Annotated in this window: 16 protein-coding genes; 15 read left to right on the top strand and 1 reads right to left on the bottom strand. The window is 65.3% G+C overall.

The window, feature by feature from the left end:
* Positions 1 to 6 precede the first annotated feature (6 nt).
* Genes ACT535_RS16780 through ACT535_RS16765 form a run of 4 tightly spaced genes read left to right on the top strand, consistent with a single transcriptional unit; the run spans position 7 to position 3,438 of the window.
* Positions 7 to 882: a branched-chain amino acid ABC transporter permease gene (locus ACT535_RS16780; protein ID WP_476365450.1), complete on the top strand. Its 876-nt coding sequence runs from the start codon at positions 7 to 9 to the stop codon at positions 880 to 882.
* Between the two features lie 3 nt (positions 883 to 885).
* Positions 886 to 1,935, top strand: a complete 1,050-nt coding sequence (locus ACT535_RS16775; protein ID WP_476365292.1) for a branched-chain amino acid ABC transporter permease — start codon at positions 886 to 888, stop codon at positions 1,933 to 1,935.
* The gene (locus ACT535_RS16770) at positions 1,932 to 2,723 is read left to right on the top strand and encodes an ABC transporter ATP-binding protein (RefSeq protein ID WP_476365291.1); all 792 of its coding nucleotides are present in this window, start codon (positions 1,932 to 1,934) and stop codon (positions 2,721 to 2,723) included. The genes ACT535_RS16775 and ACT535_RS16770 overlap by 4 nt, the downstream gene beginning before the upstream one ends.
* 1 nt (position 2,724) lies before the next feature.
* Positions 2,725 to 3,438, top strand: a complete 714-nt coding sequence (locus ACT535_RS16765) for an ABC transporter ATP-binding protein (protein ID WP_476365290.1) — start codon at positions 2,725 to 2,727, stop codon at positions 3,436 to 3,438.
* 56 nt (positions 3,439 to 3,494) lie between these two features.
* Here ACT535_RS16765 and ACT535_RS16760 read toward each other — a convergent pair whose 3' ends face one another.
* A complete protein-coding gene (locus tag ACT535_RS16760) occupies positions 3,495 to 4,475 on the bottom strand; it encodes a LysR substrate-binding domain-containing protein (RefSeq protein ID WP_476365289.1) in 981 nt (326 codons plus the stop codon).
* A gap of 134 nt (positions 4,476 to 4,609) precedes the next feature.
* Here ACT535_RS16760 and ACT535_RS16755 point away from each other — a divergent pair, with 134 nt between their 5' ends.
* From ACT535_RS16755 to ACT535_RS16705, 11 genes are all read left to right on the top strand, one after another.
* Positions 4,610 to 6,061, top strand: a complete 1,452-nt coding sequence (locus ACT535_RS16755) for an aldehyde dehydrogenase family protein (RefSeq protein ID WP_476365288.1) — start codon at positions 4,610 to 4,612, stop codon at positions 6,059 to 6,061.
* A 34-nt stretch (positions 6,062 to 6,095) separates the two neighbouring features.
* Positions 6,096 to 7,886: a thiamine pyrophosphate-binding protein gene (locus tag ACT535_RS16750; protein ID WP_168459452.1), complete on the top strand. Its 1,791-nt coding sequence runs from the start codon at positions 6,096 to 6,098 to the stop codon at positions 7,884 to 7,886.
* Positions 7,887 to 7,921: 35 nt separating this feature from the next.
* Positions 7,922 to 9,157 (top strand): ABC transporter substrate-binding protein, encoded by a 1,236-nt coding sequence (locus ACT535_RS16745; protein ID WP_476365287.1) that lies wholly within the window; start codon positions 7,922 to 7,924, stop codon positions 9,155 to 9,157.
* 54 nt (positions 9,158 to 9,211) lie between these two features.
* On the top strand, positions 9,212 to 10,081 hold the full coding sequence (locus ACT535_RS16740) for a branched-chain amino acid ABC transporter permease (RefSeq protein WP_168459454.1): 870 nt from the start codon (positions 9,212 to 9,214) through the stop codon (positions 10,079 to 10,081).
* Complete coding sequence (locus tag ACT535_RS16735) at positions 10,078 to 12,645, top strand: branched-chain amino acid ABC transporter ATP-binding protein/permease (RefSeq protein WP_476365286.1); 2,568 nt, start codon at positions 10,078 to 10,080, stop codon at positions 12,643 to 12,645. The genes ACT535_RS16740 and ACT535_RS16735 overlap by 4 nt, the downstream gene beginning before the upstream one ends.
* A complete protein-coding gene (locus tag ACT535_RS16730; protein WP_476365285.1) occupies positions 12,645 to 13,481 on the top strand; it encodes a sugar phosphate isomerase/epimerase family protein in 837 nt (278 codons plus the stop codon). Before ACT535_RS16735 ends, ACT535_RS16730 begins: the two co-directional genes overlap by 1 nt.
* Positions 13,478 to 14,392 carry an NAD-dependent epimerase/dehydratase family protein gene (locus ACT535_RS16725; protein WP_476365284.1) on the top strand — a complete coding sequence of 305 codons (915 nt, stop codon included), beginning with the start codon at positions 13,478 to 13,480 and terminating at the stop codon, positions 14,390 to 14,392. The genes ACT535_RS16730 and ACT535_RS16725 overlap by 4 nt, the downstream gene beginning before the upstream one ends.
* Positions 14,393 to 14,402: 10 nt before the next feature.
* Positions 14,403 to 14,825 (top strand): cupin domain-containing protein, encoded by a 423-nt coding sequence (locus ACT535_RS16720; RefSeq protein WP_168459458.1) that lies wholly within the window; start codon positions 14,403 to 14,405, stop codon positions 14,823 to 14,825.
* A gap of 11 nt (positions 14,826 to 14,836) precedes the next feature.
* Positions 14,837 to 15,805 (top strand): NAD-dependent epimerase/dehydratase family protein, encoded by a 969-nt coding sequence (locus ACT535_RS16715; RefSeq protein ID WP_476365283.1) that lies wholly within the window; start codon positions 14,837 to 14,839, stop codon positions 15,803 to 15,805.
* A 170-nt stretch (positions 15,806 to 15,975) separates the two neighbouring features.
* Positions 15,976 to 16,686, top strand: a complete 711-nt coding sequence (locus tag ACT535_RS16710) for an SDR family oxidoreductase (RefSeq protein ID WP_168459460.1) — start codon at positions 15,976 to 15,978, stop codon at positions 16,684 to 16,686.
* Positions 16,683 to 18,392, top strand: a complete 1,710-nt coding sequence (locus ACT535_RS16705; protein WP_476365282.1) for an FAD-dependent oxidoreductase — start codon at positions 16,683 to 16,685, stop codon at positions 18,390 to 18,392. The genes ACT535_RS16710 and ACT535_RS16705 overlap by 4 nt, the downstream gene beginning before the upstream one ends.
* Positions 18,393 to 18,399 lie beyond the last annotated feature (7 nt).

The raw sequence follows: 18,399 nt of genomic DNA, 5'->3' as shown, positions 1-18,399 counted from the left end.
GCCTTGATGCTCTTCACCCAGGCGCTGCTCGCCGGCGTCACCAACGGCTTCGTCTATGCCCTCGTCGGGCTCGGCATTGCCGTCATCTTCAAGGGTAGCCACGTCATCAACGCCATGCAGGGCGAGCTCGCAGTGGTGGGCGCGGCGACGGCGGTGTTCGCCGCCGTCGTGTGGGGCCTTCCGCTCTGGCTGGCCGTGGCTGTCGGGGCTCTCACGGGAATGGCCATCGGCATCCTCGTGGAACTCGGCCCCATCCGCGCCCTGTTTGCGCGGCGGGCGCGGGAGGAATCCTTCCTCCTGCTCACGGTGGGCCTCGGCTTCACCTTCTCGGCCGGGGTGCTCTACCTGTTCGGGCGGGAGGAGCATCTCCTGCCTCCGCTCGGTGACGACGTCTATGAGGTCTTCGGCGCCATCATCCGCGAGCATGCCCTCTGGGTGATTGCCATCTCCGCCGCGTTGATCCTGGGGCTTCGCCTGTTCTACCGGCACACCCATCTGGGTCTCTCGATGATGGCGGCCTCCATCGATCCCGACGGCGCTGCCACCACCGGCATCAATGTCCGTGCCATGCGCACGGCCACCTTCGCGCTGGGCGGCCTGCTGGCGGCGCTGGCGGGCCTGCTCGTCGCCCCGCTCATCGGCGTCGGCTACCAGATGGGGCCGCTGCTCACGCTGAAGGGCTTCGCGGCGGCCATCTTGGGCGGCCTTTCCAATCCGCTCGGGGCGCTGGTCGGGGGGCTCATCATTGGCATCCTGGAGGCGATGTCCATCGTCTTCGTCTCGTCCGGGATGAAGGATGCCGTCGCCCTCACCCTGCTCATCGTCATCATGATCTTTGTTCCCGATGGAATCCTCGGCCGCGCCGGCCGCAAGGGAGGCTGAGCCATGCTGCCCAACAAGACCTCTCTGGCCCCGCTCGGCATTGCCGATGAGCCAGCTGTGCGACGGGTAGGGACCACCCTCCCATCGGCGGCTGCCCTGTCCGCGCTCGCGCTCGCCGCCGGCCTCTACCTAATCCTGCCGCTGGTCCTGGAGCGCCACGCCGTGGACCTCCTGGTGTTCTGCGGGCTCTATGCCATCGCGGGCGCCGGCGTCGGCTTCCTCCTCGGACAGGGCGGGATCGTCAATCTCGGCCAGGCGGCCTTCTACGGCATCGGCGGCTACGCCAGCGCCTATTGCTCGGCGCGGCTGGGCTGGCCGGCGCCCGCGGGGATCGCCATCGGCATCGTGCTTTCGATTGCCATCGCCGCGCTTATCGGCCGGCCCATCCTGCGGCTGTCGGGTTACTTCCTGGCGCTGGCGACCCTCGCCCTCGGCATCATCTGCACCAACATCTATTTCGAGGCGGACTTCATCACCGGCGGCACGCTCGGCGTGCCGGGGGTGCCGAAGCTGGCGATCGGCGGCTTCGTCTTCGACACGCCGGAAAAGTACTACTATCTGGTCTGGCCCATCGCCTTCGCCATCATCCTTGCCATGCACAATCTGATGGGCAGCCGCATCGGCCTCGCCCTCCAGGCCATGCGTGACGCTCCGGATGCGGCCATGGTGATGGCCATCGACAACGCCCGGCTGAAGCTCTGGATCTTCATGCTGTCGAGCGGCCTCGGCGCGCTGTCGGGCAGCCTGTTCGCCCATTATGTGGGGTTCGTGAACGTGGACAGCTTCGGCGTGGACAAGTCCATCATGTTCCTGCTGGTCCCGGTCATTGGCGGCGCGTCGGTCCCGGCCGGGGTCATCATTGGCGCGCTTTTCATCGGCCTCGTGCCGGAACTGCTCAGCGCGCTCGGCGACATCCATCGCGTCCTCTTCGGGCTCGCGCTTGTCGCGTCCGTGGTGTTCTTCCCGGATGGCCTATGGGGCCTTGGCCGCGGCCTGGTGGATCTTGTGAGGCGCAGGTCCGGTGTCGCCGCCAGCGGGGAGGCCACGCCATGACCCTTGCTCCCCGCATTGCCGCTCGCGCCCCCGATGCTCCGTTGCTGGAGCTGAAGGCCATCGCCCACCGCTTCGGTGGCTTCCTGGTGCTTCACGACGTGAGCTTCGCGGCTCCGGCCGTGGGCATCACCGGGCTGATGGGCCCCAACGGCTCGGGCAAGACGACCTTGTTCAACATCATCTCCGGCTTTCTCACGCCCACATCGGGTGAGGTGATGTTCGATGGACGGGATGTCCGTGCCGAGAGTGTGCGCCGGCGGAGCCTCGACGGCCTGGTGCGGACCTTCCAGACGCCGAAGATATTCGAGCGCCTGACCGTCGCGGAGAATGTGATGGTGGGCGCCTTCAAGGCGGGCCGCTCGGGCTTCTTTGCCGGCCTTGCCGGCCTCCCCTCGGCGCGGCGCGAGATGACGGACATGCGTGCGCGGGCCTATGAGACCGCGCAACGCTTCGATCTCGGAGCCGTCTTCGACCGGCCGTCGCCCCTTCTCACCGCCGGCCAGCGGCGCCTGCTGGAGCTGGCCCGGGCCTATCAGGGCCAGCCGAGGCTCCTGATGCTGGACGAACCCTCCTCGGGTCTCACCACCACCGAGATCGAGGTGCTCATCACCAAGTTGAAGCTTCTGGCGGACGAGGGCATCGCCATCCTGCTCGTCTCACACAACATGGACCTGATGGGGGTGGCGCAAGCCATCCACGTGCTCAACTTCGGACGGATCATCGCCTCCGGCACCATGACGGAGGTCCAGGAGAATGCGGCCGTGCGCGAGGCCTATCTGGGGGTGTGAGATGTTGAGCGTGAAGGGCCTCTGCGCCGGCTACGGCGCGCTGACGATCCTCAAGGGGATTGATCTCGGCATCGGCAAGGGGGAAGTGGTCGGTCTGGTGGGTGCCAACGGTGCCGGCAAGACGACGCTGGTACGCACGCTGGCCGGTCTCCTGCCCGCGCGGGACGGCGAGGTCCGCCTGGACGGCAAGGACATCACCCGCATCCCGCCGCATCTGCGCAGCGGGTTCGGTCTCGCCGTGGTGCTTGAGAACCGGAACCTGTTCGGCGAGCTGACGGTGCGGGAAAATCTGGCACTGGCCGAGCGGGCAGGCCGGGGACGCCGACGCGTGTTCACCCTGGAGCGGATCGTCGATCTCTTCCCCGCGGTGGGCGAAAAGCTGGGCGCACGATGCGACCTCCTCAGCGGAGGTCAGCAACAGCAGGTCGCCATCGGCCGCGCGCTTCTCCTCCAGCCGGACATCATGCTGATGGACGAACCCTCCACCGGCCTCGCCCCCAAAGTGGTGAAGGACATCCTCGATGTTCTCGGCCGGCTGCGCGCCGATGGCATGAGCATCATTCTGGTGGAGCAGAACATCGCCATCGCCTCGAGTGCGACCAGCCGGGCCTATGTGATGGCGACCGGGCGGGTCGCCCACGAGATCGGCGACGGTGACTGGCCCCGCTTCATGGCCGACGAGAAACTGGTGAGCGCCTATCTGGGCCATCATTAAGGGGCCACCCACCAGTACGGCAGTTGGTCCGGCCATGCCGTCAATGTGCGCGGGGCTTATTCGGCCGCGGCTTGCGAGGTGACGTTCGTATCGTCGTGGGGCTCGACAAGTGAGACGCCTTGCCATTTTCCAGTCGTCACGAGAACGTTCACTGTATGGTGCAGTTCAAGAGCGACGGCCGACGCCGCCGGAGACAGTAGGTCTCTAGATATCGAGTAGAGATAGTTTCGACGATTGAGCGTTGCATCGGTTATGCGTATGGCGCGCCAGTTTCGGCCATGTTCGTTTTCATGATGTAGCGCGGACATCGGTTTGATGGTGACGCCCATGCCATCATAGACGCATTTCATCAGGAGTGTGAGCGAGTCGATCTCAGCGACGACATGCGGGGTGAGATCGCGGCGATCGAATTCCGCAACGATGCGGCGACGCAGTCCGTGTGTGCCGGTCGGCAGAATGAGCGGCAGTTTGGCGACATCAGTGACCGAGATACTGACCTGGTCTTCCGGCACATGAGTGCTGTGCCGTGGCAAAAGAAGAAATAACTCCTCGTCCAGCAACGGAATCGCGTCGAGCTTGGACGAAACGTCGCTTGTGAACAGGATTGCAAGATCCAGCTGTCCGAGCCGCATCATCTGCGCGATATGCCCGCTCATGCCCTCAACCACATTGAGCAGGACGCCCGGATACTTTTCATGGATGCACCGCATCAGCGGCAAGCCCAGCGCAACCAGTGTGGTCGATGGAAGTCCGAGCGAGACCATGCCGCGGACGACACCTGTGTCCTGGCGCGCAATCGACAGGGCCTGGTCAAGCTGGCGCAACATGAAGCGCGCGTGGTGATAGAGGGCGAGCCCGTTTTCGGTTGGGGTGACGCCGCGCGCGGAGCGATGCAGCAGCGGCTTGCCGACTTCGTCCTCCAGCTTGGCAAGCTGCTGGCTTAGCGCCGGCTGAGCCACGAACAGGCAACGCGACGCCTTGGACAGGCTCCCGCTTTCGACGATCTGGGCGAAGTACCGCAGCTGGCGCAGATCCATGGGGCACCGGGCATATGAGGAGTTCGGCGAAGGGATATAGGTGCTGCTTATAGCACCCAATGTAAATCGGTATTTTCGCTTATGCCCAATCGGCTCTAAGCCGCAAAGGAACGAGAAAACGGGGAGTTGAAGCAATGGCAGATGCCGCGGCGCCGCACATTACGGCCGCTTTGCCTGCCTGCCGGCTGTTGATCGGCGGCCAGTGGACGGAAGGCGCGTCCGCTGTGGCCGCGATGGATAAGTACCGCCTTGAGCCGTGCATGTATGTGCAGCTGCCGTCACGCCAACAGGTGTCCGAGTGCGTTGCCGCGGCCAATGCGGCGTTTCAGGCCAGCACACTCACTCCCTATGCGCGCGGGGCCATCCTCGATCGTGCCGCCGCGTTGATCGAGCAGCGGGCGGAAGAGCTCGCCGACGTACTGGGCAAGGAGGCGGGCTTCCCGCGCCGCGATGCCGTGGGCGAGGTCCGGCGCACGGCGGTCACGTTCGGGCTCTCCGCCGAGGAAGCCCGCAACTTTCGCGGCCAAACGGTTCCCATCGAGGGCGCGGCCGGCCAAGCCGGGCGGCTCGGCTTCACCTTGCGCGTGCCGCTCGGGGTCATTTGTGCCATCACGCCGTTCAACGCGCCGTTGAACACGGTCGCCCACAAGGTCGGCCCCGCGCTGGCCGCCGGCAACGCCGTGGTCTTGAAGCCATCGCTGCATACGCCCATGTCGTCCTGCATCATGGCCGAGTGTCTCCTCGAAGCGGGACTTCCCTCGGGCTTGATGTCGGTCCTCCATGGGGATGCCGAAGTCGCGCAATGGCTGCTCCAGGAGCCGCTGGTGCGCTTCTACGCCTTCACTGGCAGCACCGAGGTGGGGCGGTCGATCCAGGCGGCCGCCGGCTTGCGGCGCACGCAGATGGAACTCGGTTCGATCGCCCATTGCATTCTCTGCGAGGACGCCGATCTCGACGTCGCGCTGCCGAAGGTGATCAACGCCAGCTATCGCAAGGCCGGGCAGGTCTGCACCTCGATCCAGCTCCTGTTGGTGCAGCGGCCTCTGATGGAGCGCGTGATCGATCGCCTGGTGCCGATGGTGAAGGCGCTACCATACGGCGATCCGGCTGATGACAGGACGGTCGTCGGGCCAGTGATCAGCGAAGCATCGGCGCGGCGCATCGAAGCTTGGATCCGACACGCGGTCGATCACGGTGCGCGTCTCCTGGCGGGCGGCGAACGCGAGGGCGCAGTCGTTCCGCCGGCCCTGCTCACCGACGTCCAGTCGAGCACGCCACTCGGCTGCCAGGAAGTGTTCGGACCCGTGCTCTGCGTCGCGCCGTTCGATTCGATGGACGAGGCGATCGCGCGCATCAATTCCACACCGTTCGGCCTGGCCGCCGGCATCTTCACCAAGCGCATCGATGTTGCGATGCAGGCCGCCCTCAAGCTGCAGGTGGGCGGCGTCCACATCAACGAGACGCCGAGTTCTCGTGTCGACGTCATGCCCTATGGCGGCTCCAAGGACAGCGGCTTCGGGCGGGAAGGCCCGCACTACGCGATCCGCGAGATGAGCGAAGAACGCATGATCACCATCTTGGCCTGAGATGCTTGGTGGCCGAGAACCATAGGAAAAAATTATGGCAAAAATGAAGGGTGGCGAAGTCATCGCCGAGTATCTTGTCAAGCAGAACGTGCCCTTCGTCTTTGGGATCTGCGGACACGGTAACGTCGGCATCCTGGACGCGCTGCACGCAGTACGCGACAAGGTCAAGCTGGTGTCCCCGCGTCATGAACAATGCGCCGGGCACATGGCGGACGCCTATTTCCGCGTGAAGCATCAACCCGTCGCCACGCTGACATCGACCGGGCCGGGGTCGGCCAACATGGTGATGTCGCTCGCGACGGCGCTGGCGGATTCCTCCACCTTCATGGCGATCACCGCCAACGTGCCGACCTCCCAGGCCAATCGCGGGCCGTTCCAGGAGCTGTACGCGCATAACCAGGCCGACTTCGCCCAGGTTCTTCGCCCGGTGGTGAAGCGCTCGTTCCAGCCCAGCCGCGTCGACATGCTGCCCCTGGCGCTGCGTCAGGGTTTCGATACCATGGTCACGGGCCGCCCCGGACCGGTCAACCTCGACATCCCCTATAATGTTTTCCAGGAGGAAGACGACGTCGAGCTTCCGCCCCTGTCCCATGTGCATGGGGGGCATCGTCCCAGCGCCAGCGCGGACGATGTGGCGGCGGCCCTCGATCTCCTGTCGCGCGCGAAGCGTCCCGTCTTCTTCATCGGCCACGGCACGACGCTCGCGGAAGCTGGCCCCGAGATCGCGGAACTGCAGCACAAGCTGGGCATTCCGGTCATCACGTCGCCGAATGGCATGGGTTGTGTTCCCGCCGATGACCCCCTCACGCTCGGCTTCATCGGTCGAAATGGGGCCTATCCGGCCAACCAGGCCGGCCGTTTTGCGGATCTAGTGATCTGCATCGGCACGCGCTTCGATGATCGCTCGTCGTCGAGCTGGCATCCCGGCTATTCATGGAACTTCCCGAACACGAAGCTGCTGCAGGTCGATATCGATCCGGCGGAGCTCGGCCGCAACTACCCGCCGACCCTCGGCATCATCGCCGACGCCAAGGCGTTCGCCGCCCAGATGATTGCCGCGCTGCCGGAGCATCCCGAGATCGCCCGCGAAGCCTTCGCGCCATGGCGCGAGGACGTGGCGAAGTGGGTTGCTGAGTGGGAGGCGTTCGTGCGCCCGAACTTCAGTTCGGTGACGACGCCGATCCGGCCGGAATATGTCGTCGGCGCGCTGCTCGACGTCCTACCCGACGATGTCATCCTCTCGCTCGATTCCGGTGTGCACCACAACTGGTTCATGCAGTTCTGGAAGCCTAAGCGCTCGCAGAGCATGCTGAACAGCTGGGGCTATTCGTCGATGGGCTTCGGCGTCTGCGGCATCCTCGGCGCGCAGCTGGCGGCGCCCGATCGTCCCTGCGTGGCGGTGGTTGGCGACGGCGGCTTCATGATGGCGCCCTACGTGGTCGCCACGGCGGTCGAATATGACCTGCCCTGCATCTGGATCGTGTGGAACAACTTCGCCTGGGGCGCCATCCGCGACCTGCAATACGGCCTGTTTGAAGGCCGCGAACTTGGCACCGCCTTCTACAAGGGCAACCAGGGCCCCGGCGGCGATCGTTACAACCCCGATTTTGCGGCCTGGGCGCGCGCCTGCGGCGCCGATGGCGTGACCGTCACCCGCAGCGAGGATCTGCGTGGCGCCGTCGAGGCGGCGATCAAGAACCGTCGCCCCTGTGTGATCGACGTGCATGTCGATTCGGATGTGCGGCCGCCGTCGACCGGCACATGGGAATTGCCCCCCATCCCCTTCAAAGAACCGATTTTCGGCAAACCCCACCGCACGACCTGAAGCAAAACACAAAACAATACGGGAGGAGAACGAGCATGACGAAAAGTCCTACTCAGCGAAGAGCCTTCATCGGTGCCATTGCCGGCGCCGTGGCGCTCTCGACCTTGGGCCTTGGGGCTGCTTATGCGCAGTCCGCAGAGCCCATCCGCATTGGCCTGATCTACTCGAAACAGGGTCCCGGCGCCGCCATCGGCCAGTATCTGCAGCGCGGCAGCGAACTCGCCGTGGAGCAGGCCGGCGGCAAGGTGCTCGGTCGTCCCATCGAGCTGGTGTGGCTCGACGAGCCCAATCCGCAAGTTTCTCAGCAGAACATGCAGAGGCTGGTTGACGAGAGCAAAGTGGTTGCCGTCGTCGGTGGCAACTACAGCTCGTCGGCGCTGGCGATGATGAGCGTCGCCAATCGCGAGAAGATCCCGCTGATCCTGACCGGCGCTGCGGCTAGCGAGATCACCGGCAAGAGCTGCAGCCGCTATACATTCCGGACCCAGGCGACCGTGCCGGTCCAGATGGAAGGCCTGATGCCTTACGTCTCGCAGATCGGCAAGAAGGTCTACTTCATCACGGCGTCCTATGCGTTCGGGCAGGACATTCTCCGCGCTTCGCGCGCCCTGCTCAAGAAAGTGGGCGCAACTGAAGTTGGCGTGGATGAAGTTCCGATCAATACCGCCGACTACAGCTCCTACATTCTGAAGATCCGACAGGCGAAGCCTGATGTCGTCGTCGGCGGCCTCGTGGGCGGCGATTTCTCGAACTTCCTCAAGCAGTGGAACGAGATGGGGATGAAGGACAAGATCCCCTACGCCGCCATCGCCGTGACCGATACCGATTTCTGGGACGTCGGTGCCCAGGCGTCGACCGGAATCTACGTGAAGCCGTGGTATTACAACAACCCAAAGAATACGGCGGCAGAGAAGAAAATGACCGCCGATTTCGAGAAGAAGTATCACGAACCGCCGTCCGATAAGACGTGGTCGGGCTGGATCGGCATGCGTGCCCTGCTCGAATCGATCGAGGCCGCGAAGTCCACTGATCCGAAGGCGATCGTGACCCAGCTGGAAAAGTGGAAGAATACCGAAGAGGCCTTCCCATTCTTCTTCCGTGAATGGGACCACCAGATGGTGCGCCCCGCCGTCATCGTCGGCGTCAAGAAGCAGATCACCGACAAGTGGGACTATTTCGACGTTCTGAAGAATACGTCCGACTCTGCAGCCAGTACGGAGACGGCGTTCGGCACCAAGGAAGAGGTTGGCTGCAACATGCCGCCTCTCTGAGCCGGCAGGTCGCGCGCCGCCCTGTTTCGTCGCAGCTTCCGAACGGATGGAAACATGCTTGACACCCTCGTCTCACAGACGGCCAATGGTCTCGTCCTTGGCTTCATCTACGTCCTGATTGCCGTGGGACTTTCCATCACGTTCGGACTGCTCGGCGTGATTAATTTCGCGCACGGCGCGTTCTTTGCGCTCGGTGCCTACGCGGCCTGGCAATTGTTCCAGCTGTTCGGCTGGCCGGCGGTGATCTTTGCGCCGCTCCTGGTCGGCTTGGTGGGCATGCTCGTGGAGGTGACGATCATCCGTCGCCTCTACGGCAAGGAGCCGTTGCTGAGCCTCATCGTGACGTTCGCGCTTGCTCTGCTGATCGAAGCGCTGATCCGCTATATCTGGGGTGCGGATGGCAAGCCCTTCAACGCACCGCCCGCGCTGCTCGGGGTCGTCGAGGCCGGGCCGCTGTTGATCACGAAGTATCGCGTCGCTGTGCTCGGTGCCACCATCGCGACCCTGCTCGGCCTGTGGGCCTTTCTGGCCTGGACGCCGTATGGCCGGGTTCTGCGCGCCGGCAGCCGGGATCCCGAAATGGTGGAACTGCTGGGCATCAACCTGCCGCGCGTTCTCACGGCGGTGTTCGGCCTCGGCTGCGGGCTGGCCGCCATTGCTGGCGTCCTTGCAGCCCCGCTCTGGACGGTCTCGCCCTCGATGGCGGCGAACGCGGTAATGCCGGCCTTCGTCGTCGTCGCCATCGGCGGTCTCGGATCGTTCCGGGGCGCGGTCGTGGCCGGGCTCGCCGTCGGAATCGTCACGTCACTGACGATCCAGTTCAAGCCCGAGGCTGCCGCAGCTTCGATGTACGTCCTCATGTTTGCAATCATGCTGCTTCGGCCGCGCGGCCTGTTCGGCGAGCGCTGGGAGCGATTCGAATGAGAAATGGTCGCTCAATTCTGTACCGCCTCTGGGACCACCCCATCTTCATCATGACGGTGGTGCTGATCGCGGCGACGGGCATCGCGCTTGCCACGGGCATGCCGATCCATCGCATCACCCAGATCGCCATCTACACGCTCTATGCCGGCGGTGTGAACTTCCTGATCGGCTATGTTGGACTGGTCCCGTTCGGTGCCTCGTTCTTCTTTGGTTGCGCCAGTTACGCCCTTGCCATCGGCAGCGGCATGCTCGGCGGCAACGAGATCACCGGCATCATCATCGCCGCTCTGTTCTCGCTGCTTCTGGCCCTGGTTGTCGGTGCCATCATCCTGCGGCGGCGCGGCCTTTATTTCTCGCTGCTGACGCTGGCCTGTTCGCAGATCGCCTTCGAAATCGCGTTCAAATGGACCAGCGTGACCGGCGGCGAGAACGGCCTGCAGAATGTCGAGCGGCCCCTGTTCGGTTCGGCGGTATCGTTCCACATCTTCGCGCTGGTCACGGTTCTGGGAAGCTGCTGGGTCATGTGGCGCCTGGCTCACGCTCCGTTCGGCCGGCTGATGCAGGCGATCCGCGACAACGAACAGCGCGTATCGAGCCTCGGCTTCGACACCTACCGCACGAAGCTGATCGCGCTCATCGTCGCGGGCGGCGTCATCGGCGTGGCGGGTGGCCTCATGTCGCTGCTGCTGCAAGGCGTCTATGCCAACAATCTGAGCTGGCAGCATGCCGGCGACCCGGTGCTGATGGCGGCGCTGGGCGGCGTGCATCACTTCCTGGGCCCGCTGTGGGGCGCAATCATCTTCATCACCCTTGAAGACCGCCTGAGCGCGATCACTGAGAACTGGTGGCTGCTCTTCGCTCCTATCATCATCGCCTTTGCCCTGCTGTCCCATGAAGGCGTGCAAGGCATTTTCCAACGCCTGATGGGGCGCAGCCGCTGGACGCTGACGCGGTCGGTGATCCCGCCCCGCCCGTCGAAGATTGCGCCGCTCACATCGGCCCAGGCCGTCGTTTCGGACTCATCGACGCCAATTCTCCTGATCGAGAACGTGTCGAAGCGCTTCGGCTCGATCGTCACCCAAGATGCGGTCTCGCTGGAGGTGAGCCGGATCGGCCTGCACAGCCTGATCGGTCCGAACGGCGCGGGCAAGACGACCCTGTTCAATCTCCTCACCGGCGTTCACAAGATCGATGCCGGCGCCATCCTGTTCGAAGGCAGGCCGATCCAGCATCTGGCGCCGCACAAGCGGGCGCGGCTCGGCATGTCGCGCTCGTTCCAGATCCTGAGCGTATTTCCCAACCTCACGACCTTTGAGAACGTGCGCATCGCGGTGCAGGCCGCGCAGCACCAGTGGGGCGGCTACTGGAACGACGCCTATGACAACGAAGCCGCGAACGCCAAAGTGTGGTCGCTGCTCGATGCCGTGGGCCTCGCAGACCGGGCGGAAGAGACGTGCGCATCGCTCGCGCACGGCGAAAAGCGGCTACTGGAAATCGCCGTGTCGCTGGCGACGGAAGCCAAGCTTCTGCTGCTCGACGAACCACTGGCCGGTCTTGCGGAGTCCGATCGCAAGGTCGTCAGCCGCCTGATCCAGCGCCTCGCGAAGTCCTACGCGGTGCTGCTCATCGAGCACGACATCGACCGCGTCCTGTCCATGTCGGACCGCATCACCGTGCTGCATCAGGGGCGATTGATCGCCGATGGCAAGCCGTCCGAGGTGGCCGGGCATCCGGAGGTGATCGCAGCCTACCTGGGCAGTGCCCATGGCAAGGCGTTGCCGCCACCGCGCGCCGCCGCGGATCGTCCGGTCACCACGTCCGCTGCGTCCGCGGCTCCGCTGCTCAAGGTCGAAGGCATTTTCGCCGGCTACGGCGGAGGTACCGTCCTCGATGGTTTGGACCTCGTGGTTCAGCCAGGCGAAGTCGTGGCGCTGCTGGGGCGCAATGGCGTCGGCAAGACCACGTCGCTGCGGGCGATCACCGGCGTGCTGCCGTTGGCCGCGGGGCGGATCACCTTCGACGGCAAGGAGATCAACGGGCTGCGTCCCGACGAAATCAATCGCCTGGGCATATCCCTGGTGCCGGAAGGCCGTCGCTTGTTCCCGAACCTGACCGTCGAGGAGAATCTCAAGCTGGCGGTGCGGCGCGGCGGCGCCTCGCAGGAGGAAATCTGCGATCTGTTCCCGAAGTTGCGGGGGCTGATGCGGCAGCGGGCCGAAAACCTCTCCGGGGGCGAACGCCAGATGGTCGCGATTTCGCGCGCACTGATGGTGCCGAGCCGGCTGATCCTGCTCGATGAGCCCTTCGAAGGCCTCGCGCCCGCCGTCGTGCAGGAGGTGCGTGAAGCTGTGGCCAAGCTCACTCGGAAGGCCAGCCTCGTGATCGTTGAACATCACGCCGAGAGCGTTCTGGCGATGGCTGATCGGGCCTACGTCCTGGTCAGCGGCAAGGTGGCGTTCAGCGGCGATGCCGAAACGCTGGCGGGCGACATCGCGCTGCAGGAGCGGCTGCTGGGCATCACCAAGGTCGCCGATCTGGCTCCCACCGAATTGCGGGCCGTCTGATGGCGCGCGATATCGGCATCAACACCTACGGCTATATCTGGTCCACTCCGGCGGCAGCCTGCGTGCGCCGTCTGGGACGGCTCGGCTATCGCCAGATTGAGTTCCTGCTGCAGCCCCCGCATCTGTCGTTCGACGATTTCGGACCAGCCGCGCGGCGCGAACTGCGTGCGGTCCTGCAGGATGCAGGCGCTTACAAGACCGCGATCAACCTGCCGAGCCTGGACCACAACCTCGCCAGTCCGTTCGCGCGCGTGCGGGCCGCGTCGGTGAAAATGTTCGAGGACACCATCGATCTCGCCGCCGATATCGGTGCCGCGACGGTGGTGGTGGTGCCGGGGCGGATGAGCCCGCTGTTTCCGCCGAGTCTCGCCGATCGCACCGGCTGGGTCGGCGATGGCATAGGCAAGCTGTTGCCCCATGCGGAGGACCGCGGCGTCGGCCTCGCGATCGAGAACGTGCCGTTTGCCGCCTTCCCGGACGCGACGGCGCTGGAGCAGTTCGTGCGCGAGTTCGCCTCGCCCGCGATCGGGGTGTGCTACGACGCCGCCAACGCGCATTTCATCGGGGAAGACGCGGCCGCCGGCATCCGGCAATTGGCCGATCTGCTGCGGATCGTCCATTTGTCCGATACCGGGCGGGACAAATGGCGTCATGACCCGATCGGCACCGGGACCGTGCCGTTTGCCGAGGTCGCCAAGGCGCTCGACGCGGTCGGCTTCGAGGGGGCGACCACCCTCGAGATCATCGACCAGGATCCCGATGCCGCAATCCTGAGCAGCCATCGCGCGCTGGAGCCCCTCGGCTTCGTGCCGTGCATGGCCGGAGTTGTCCCATGAGCACCATTCTTGTCACCGGGGCCGCCGGATTGCTGGGCCGGTTCGTCGTGCGCGAACTGATGGCGCATGGCCACCATGTGCGGGGTCTCGATCGACGCGCCGGCGATGCCCCTATCGACTGGCACGTGGGCGATGTCACCTCGCCCGAACTGGTGCAGCGCGCCATGGCCGGAGCCGATGGCGTCCTGCACCTGGCGGCTATACCGAATATCTGGTCGGGCGACGGCCAGACCATCATGCGCGTCAATCTGCTTGGCACATACACCGTGCTCGACGCAGCGGAAGCGGCAGGTGTCGGGCGCGTGGTGTTCTGCTCAAGCGATTCCGTGGCGGGCTATACGGTGCGCGAGGGCCGGATGCTGGCGCCGCATTATGCGCCGCTCGATCTCGATCATCCGCTCCTCGCGACCGATCCCTATGCCATCAGCAAGGTTGCTGGCGAAGACCTCGTTCGCGCCTACGCGCTGCGAGGCCTCTCGGCGGTGGCCCTGCGCACCGTTTTCGTCGCCTATCCCGAGATGGCGGGCGAGATCGTGGCGCGGGCCAGGGATCCGGACCGCTACCGCGGCCCGATGGTCGGGGGCCCATCATCGGCCGGCGGCGGTCCGTTGCATCACCACATCGACCCGCGCGATCTCGCCCGTGCCTTCAGGCTCGCTTTCGAACTTCGGATGGAGCCGGGCGCGTTCGAGCGCTTCTACCTGTCGGCGCAGGTGACACTTTCGCCCGAGCCGACCCTCGACCGGCTGCGCCGGCTGCATGGCGGAGCCGTCGAAATTCGCAATCGGGACGTCTATGTCCGGCAACCCTTCGCGCCGCTTTATGACCTGTCCCACGCGGCCGAAGGTCTGGGCTTCGTCGCCGAATATGACCAGCGCCATCTGCTTGCCGGCCTCCCCGTATTCTCTTGAGGAGTTATCAATGACCTTCGTGTCTCCCGAATCGAACGCCTTCGCCGATGCTGGCGAAAAGAAATATGCGGTCACCCGCAATCTCGCCGAACTGCTCTGGATCCAGTATCCGGGGCACTTCAATCAGGCGCTCTCGAAGGCGATCGTGACGCCCGAGACCGTCGGCAGCCGGTTCTTCGACCATCGCATCTCGTGCTACGAGCCGGGTGCTCATGTGGAAAGTCATTCGCACAAGGTCCAGGAGCAAATCTATCATGTGCTGGGCGGCGAAGGCATTCTGATCGTCGACGGCGAGCGCCGCCTCGTGCGCACCAACGACGTGACCTATATTCCGCCCGGCGTCGTCCATGAGTTCCACTGTACCGGAACCGATACGCTGACATTCCTGGTGATCACCTCGCCGCCGACGGATGACGAGCCGCAGCCGCGGTGACGGGGACCACCATGGCAAAGAAAATTCTCGTCACCGGCGCCGGCGGCTGGCTCGGCGGCGCAATCGTCGAGGCGCTGCTGAAGCGGGGCGATGCGGTCATTGCGACCGATATCGCGGTGTCGCCTGCGCTCGCCGCGCTCGCGGCGCACCAGCCGCAGCTGACGACTGCGTTCGCTGATCTGGGCGAGTGGCATCAGGTGGTGCACCTGTTTGAAACCCATCGACCCGATGCGGTGATCCACGCCGCCGCGATCGTCGGTGTGGTCCAGGCCGCGGACATTCCGATCAAGGCCCAGCGCGTCAATGTGGAAGGCTCCATCAACCTGTTCGAGGCCATGCGCCTCGGCGGCGTGAAGCGGGTCATCCATATCAGCACCGAAGAGACCTACGGCGATTTCCGCGTGCCCGTGATCGACGAGGATCATCCGCAGACGCCCCTCAGCGTCTACGGCCTTACCAAACTCGCGGCCGAACATTACGGCCGGGTCTATTCGCGCGAACACGGCCTCGAATGCATCAATGTGCGGACCTGCTGGGTCTACGGCCCGCATCTGCCGCGCTTGCGGATGCCGCGGACGTTCGTCGAGGCGGCCCTGCGCGGGGAACCTTTCCACCAACCCGATGGCGGGGCCTTCGCGGTCGATCAGGTCTATATCGACGACACGGTCGCCGGCGCGTTGCTGGCGCTCGACAAGGCCAAGCACGCCTATGACGCCTACAATATCGCGACCGGCGTCGCTCCCACGCTGCGCGACACCGCGGAGGCGGTCAATCGGGCCATTCCAGGGGCAAGGATCACGGTCGGCGACAATGGCCCGTATCACCACGGCGGCCGGATCTTGAGCGCGGTGAAAGGCGCCCTCGATATCAGCCGGGCGAGGACCGAACTCGGCTATGCGCCACGCTACGATCTTCAAAGCGGCATCGAGGCAACCATCGTGGCGACGCGGGAACGCATGGCCGGTCCACCGTCGTCCTGACGGGACGGCCCGTCAGGATCGCTCCGCCGCCTGCGCTTGTGTGCAATGCCATCGCGCGCGATCCGGCGGATCAAAGAGGGTTGGTTCGGGCAGTGCACGCCGGATTGGTTTCATCTGTCGCGCTCGAACCGCCGGCGTCCTCCCCATCCCCTTTCCCAGAGGACCATCTTATGACGACGTCATCTCCCGTAGTGCTCATTTTCGGCGGTTCGCGCGGCATCGGTGCCGCCTGCGTCAAGGCTTTTTCCGACGCCGGCTGGCAGGTCGCCTCGACCTATTCGACCCAAGCCTCCGCCCCGGTCTCCGGCAAGAGCTATCAGGCCGACATCCGCGATGCGGCGTCGGTGGCCAAGGTGTTCGATAAGGTCGAGGCCGATTTCGGCGCCGCGCCGCAGGCCGTCATCGCCAATGCCGGCGTCAACGTGCCCGGCGCGCCGATGGTGAGCTTCAGTCCGGACCACTTCCGCGAGCTGCTCGACGTCAATGTCGTCGGCGCGTTCAACGTGCTCGCCGAATCCGCGCGCCGGGTGAAGGACGGCGGTGCGATCGTGGCCGTCACCACGTCGCTGGTACGCCACGCCGTTCCCGGTACCGGCCCATATGCGGCGACCAAGGCCGCCGTGGAAAGCCTGGTGCGTGCGATGGCGAAGGAACTGTCAGGTCGTGGCGTGCGCGTCAACGCCGTGGCTCCGGGGCCGGTGGACACCGACCTTTTCAACGCGGGCAAGACCGAAGAAGCCAAGCAACGGATGGCCGGCTTCAGTCCATTCAACCGTATCGGCCGTCCGGAAGAGATCGCGGAGGTCGTGCGCTTCCTCGCCTCCGGGCAGGCATCCTGGGTGCAGGGCCAAATCGTGCAGCCGAATGGCGGCATGGTATGACATCATCGGGTCCTGATGCACCGGACGAGGTCTTCGACGTCGTCGTAGTGGGCGCGGGTGCCGGCGGCCTCACCGCCGCCAGCACCGCGGCGGCGCGGGGGTGCTCGGTCCTGCTGCTTGAGCAAGCCGAGGTCGTCGGTGGCACGACGGCAATCTCCGGCGGAATGGTATGGATTCCGGCCAACCACAAAGCCGCCGGGCAGCGTCCGGATAGTCTTGAGGCGGCGCGCGCCTATCTCGCGGCAACCGTGCCCGGGACCGATCGCACGCGGCTGGAGGCCTTCCTGGCGAGTGGCGACGCGGCGATCCGCGATCTGGAAGCGCGCACCAGCCTGCGCCTGCAGCCGGTCGTCACCTATCCCGACTATTATCCCGATCTGCCCGGCGCGACGTCAGGCGGGCGCGTCCTCGAACCCGTCCCGTTCGATGCGCGCGCCCTCGGCAAGGCCTTCGCGCTGGTGCGCGATCCGCTGCCGGAATTCACCCTGTTCGGCGGCATGATGATCAGCCGGCAGGACATTCCGCACCTGCGCCGTATGACGAAGTCACCGCGCGCAGCGTTGCACGTGGCAAAACTGCTGTTCAGATACGGCGTGCAGCGTCTTGGTGCCCGCCGCGGCACGACGCTTTACCTCGGCAATGCCCTCGTGGCGCGGTTGCTGAAATCCGTCATCGATCTCGGCGTCACCCTTCGCACCGGCACGACGGTGGAAGCGCTGCACGCGGGCGGGAACGGTCGCATCGCGGTGCTGGAAACGCGGGATGCGGCGGCGCGCGCGCGGTGCGTGGGCGCGCGCCGGGGTATCGTGCTCGCCACCGGCGGCATCTCTCACGATGGGGAACTGCGCCGCGCCTTCGTCCCGGACAGCGCAGGCGCGCTGACGGCGACGGTGTGTCCCGGCACCGCACCGCGCGGGGCGCGGCTGGCGACGGCGGTCGGCGCCCAGCTCTCAGCGCCGACACGCGATGGCGCCTTCTGGGTACCGGCTTCGACCTTCACGCGGGCCGACGGCAGCCGCGGTGTCTATCCGCACACGGTGACAGACCGCGCCAAGCCGGGTCTGATCGCCGTCGATGGCCATGGACGGCGCTTTGTGAACGAGGCCGTGTCCTATCACGAATTCGTCCGTGCCCAGCTGGCGCATGCCAACAGCGCAATCCCGGCCTGGCTGATCTGCGACAGCCGCTTCCTCTGGAAATACGGGCTCGGCAAGATCAAGCCGTTTGCTGCCTCGGTGCGGGCAGACGTGACGTCGGGCTATCTCAAGCGCGCCGATACGATCGGCGCTCTCGCCCGGCTGATCGGTGTCCCACCCGACGAACTGGAACGCACCATCGCCACGTTCAACGCGCACGCCGATTGCGGCGAAGATCCGGCGTTCGGGCGCGGCAGCAATATCTATCAGCGATCGCTTGGCGACGCCGATCAGCAGCCCAATCCCTGCGTCGCGCCGCTGAAGACTGCGCCGTTCTACGCCGTCGCCGTGATGCCTGCCGATCTCGGCATGTCGGCAGGCATCGTCACCGATGAAGAGGCGCGCGTGCTGGCGGTCGACGGCAAACCGATCCCTGGCCTGTATGCCTGCGGCAACGATATGGCCTCCATCATGGAAGGTGCCTATCCGGGGCCGGGGATCACGCTCGGTCCCGCTTTGACATTCGGCTGGCTTGCGGGACGAAACGTTGCAGCGGAGCCCATGGCGTGACGACACC

This window comes from Xanthobacter sp. DMC12 (assembly GCF_056314105.1).
Note: the sequence above shows the minus strand (reverse complement) of the source record. Positions and strands in the feature narration are given on the sequence as shown.

Coding starts and splice junctions, on each gene's coding strand:
- ACT535_RS16780 (WP_476365450.1), top strand. CDS start 7: ATGCTCTTCACCCAGGCGCTGCTCGCCGGCGTCACCAACGGCTTCGTC.
- ACT535_RS16775 (WP_476365292.1), top strand. CDS start 886: ATGCTGCCCAACAAGACCTCTCTGGCCCCGCTCGGCATTGCCGATGAG.
- ACT535_RS16770 (WP_476365291.1), top strand. CDS start 1,932: ATGACCCTTGCTCCCCGCATTGCCGCTCGCGCCCCCGATGCTCCGTTG.
- ACT535_RS16765 (WP_476365290.1), top strand. CDS start 2,725: ATGTTGAGCGTGAAGGGCCTCTGCGCCGGCTACGGCGCGCTGACGATC.
- ACT535_RS16760 (WP_476365289.1), bottom strand. CDS start 4,475: ATGGATCTGCGCCAGCTGCGGTACTTCGCCCAGATCGTCGAAAGCGGG.
- ACT535_RS16755 (WP_476365288.1), top strand. CDS start 4,610: ATGGCAGATGCCGCGGCGCCGCACATTACGGCCGCTTTGCCTGCCTGC.
- ACT535_RS16750 (WP_168459452.1), top strand. CDS start 6,096: ATGGCAAAAATGAAGGGTGGCGAAGTCATCGCCGAGTATCTTGTCAAG.
- ACT535_RS16745 (WP_476365287.1), top strand. CDS start 7,922: ATGACGAAAAGTCCTACTCAGCGAAGAGCCTTCATCGGTGCCATTGCC.
- ACT535_RS16740 (WP_168459454.1), top strand. CDS start 9,212: ATGCTTGACACCCTCGTCTCACAGACGGCCAATGGTCTCGTCCTTGGC.
- ACT535_RS16735 (WP_476365286.1), top strand. CDS start 10,078: ATGAGAAATGGTCGCTCAATTCTGTACCGCCTCTGGGACCACCCCATC.
- ACT535_RS16730 (WP_476365285.1), top strand. CDS start 12,645: ATGGCGCGCGATATCGGCATCAACACCTACGGCTATATCTGGTCCACT.
- ACT535_RS16725 (WP_476365284.1), top strand. CDS start 13,478: ATGAGCACCATTCTTGTCACCGGGGCCGCCGGATTGCTGGGCCGGTTC.
- ACT535_RS16720 (WP_168459458.1), top strand. CDS start 14,403: ATGACCTTCGTGTCTCCCGAATCGAACGCCTTCGCCGATGCTGGCGAA.
- ACT535_RS16715 (WP_476365283.1), top strand. CDS start 14,837: ATGGCAAAGAAAATTCTCGTCACCGGCGCCGGCGGCTGGCTCGGCGGC.
- ACT535_RS16710 (WP_168459460.1), top strand. CDS start 15,976: ATGACGACGTCATCTCCCGTAGTGCTCATTTTCGGCGGTTCGCGCGGC.
- ACT535_RS16705 (WP_476365282.1), top strand. CDS start 16,683: ATGACATCATCGGGTCCTGATGCACCGGACGAGGTCTTCGACGTCGTC.